The following is a 1,378-nucleotide window of genomic DNA, read 5'->3' as shown; positions in this document are numbered from 1 at the left end:
GTGGTTCAGCGGCTGTTCGGGCCGTCCGGTTCAGGCCGCGGTTGGAAGGCTGGCGGGCCAGGCGATGTCTTCTCGGTAGGGCTCGCGGTGTTCGAGGCAGTGGTGGAGTTGCCCGACGAGCTTGCTGCCCAGTCGCCGAAGCGCTGCCTCGTGGGTGTCGCCGGCGGCGCGGCGGCGACGGTAGTAGGCCATGGCGCCTGGAGAGTGCTGCATCGCGTTGAACGCCCACCAGCGGCAGGCGTCGGCCAGTCGCTGGTTGCGGGCCCGGCGCAGCAGCACGACGCGGGACTTGCCCGACGCTCGGGTGACCGGGGCGGTTCCGGCATAGCGGCGTCGACTGGCAGGATCGAGGAAGCGAGTCGGATCGTCTCCGAACTCGCCCAGCACCCGGCCGCCGAGGACCACACCGAGTCCGGGCAGACTACGCAGGATCTCGGCGTCCGGGTGGTTGTCAAAACGCGCTGCCAGCGCGGCCTCGAGTTCGGCGATGGCGGCGTCGATGCCCAGCAACGTGGCGACGATCGCCCGCACCGCGACACCCATCGCCTCCTCCACCTCGGGCCGGTGATGCAGTTGCTCGGCGGCGAAGGTCTGATGCAGCCGCTCCACCTCGCTGGCCCGCAGACAGATCCGTCCCGCCGCCCCTAGCAGGGCGCGGATCTGCTCGCGATCGAGGGCTTGCGCCTGGCTCGGGGTCGGCGCGGCCGCCAGGATCTGCAACGCCGTCCTGGTCGCCAGGTTCGGGAACGCGGTCAGCGCGGCCGGGAAGAACTCGCGCAGCAACGACCGCAGCCGGCCAGTGTCACGCAACCGGACTCGCACCGCGTCCTGGTGCGCGCGAGCCACTACCGCGATCGCCTCCACCTGTGCCGAATCATTCGCCACCTCACGATGCCGCGCCGCATCGGTGCGCAACAGATTCGCCAACACCAGCGCATCCGCCGCATCCGACTTCGCCCCCGACACCGCGTAGCGATCCCGGTACCGGTCAACCGCCTTCGGGTTGATCGCGAACACCCGATAACCCGCAGCCCGCAACGCCGCCACCAGCAGTCCACGGTCGGTCTCGAGTGCCACCTGCACGTCGGCCGGCCGCTCGGCATAGACACACAAAAGCTCGGTCAGCTGGGTGAATCCGGTGATGCCGTTGATCCGGCGCTTGGCCACCACCTCCCCAACGGCGTTCACAATCGCCACATCGTGGTGATGCTCGGCCCAGTCAATCCCGCAGAAGACCACCATCGACATCTCCTCCCTGCTCGTCCGCACCGATGAGCCGCGGAGGCCACGCGGCGCCCTAATGGACAGCGCTCACGGCGCGACACCCCACCAGCCGTCTGCGGTCTCCAGCGACCGGCGGGGCCACCGTCTTGACGAA

1 protein-coding gene is annotated in these 1,378 nt (G+C 69.5%); it reads right to left on the bottom strand.

Annotation, left to right across the window (positions count from 1 at the left end; genetic code table 11):
* Positions 1–30: 30 nt before the first annotated feature.
* A complete protein-coding gene (locus E0H73_RS45575) occupies positions 31–1,239 on the bottom strand; it encodes an IS110 family RNA-guided transposase (protein ID WP_131367562.1) in 1,209 nt (402 codons plus the stop codon).
* Positions 1,240–1,378 lie beyond the last annotated feature (139 nt).

Origin of the sequence: Kribbella pittospori (assembly GCF_004331465.1) — a bacterium.
Lineage (GTDB): Bacteria > Actinomycetota > Actinomycetes > Propionibacteriales > Kribbellaceae > Kribbella > Kribbella pittospori.
The sequence above is the reverse complement of the archived record's forward strand: the minus strand, read 5'-3'. Positions and strand labels throughout refer to the sequence as shown.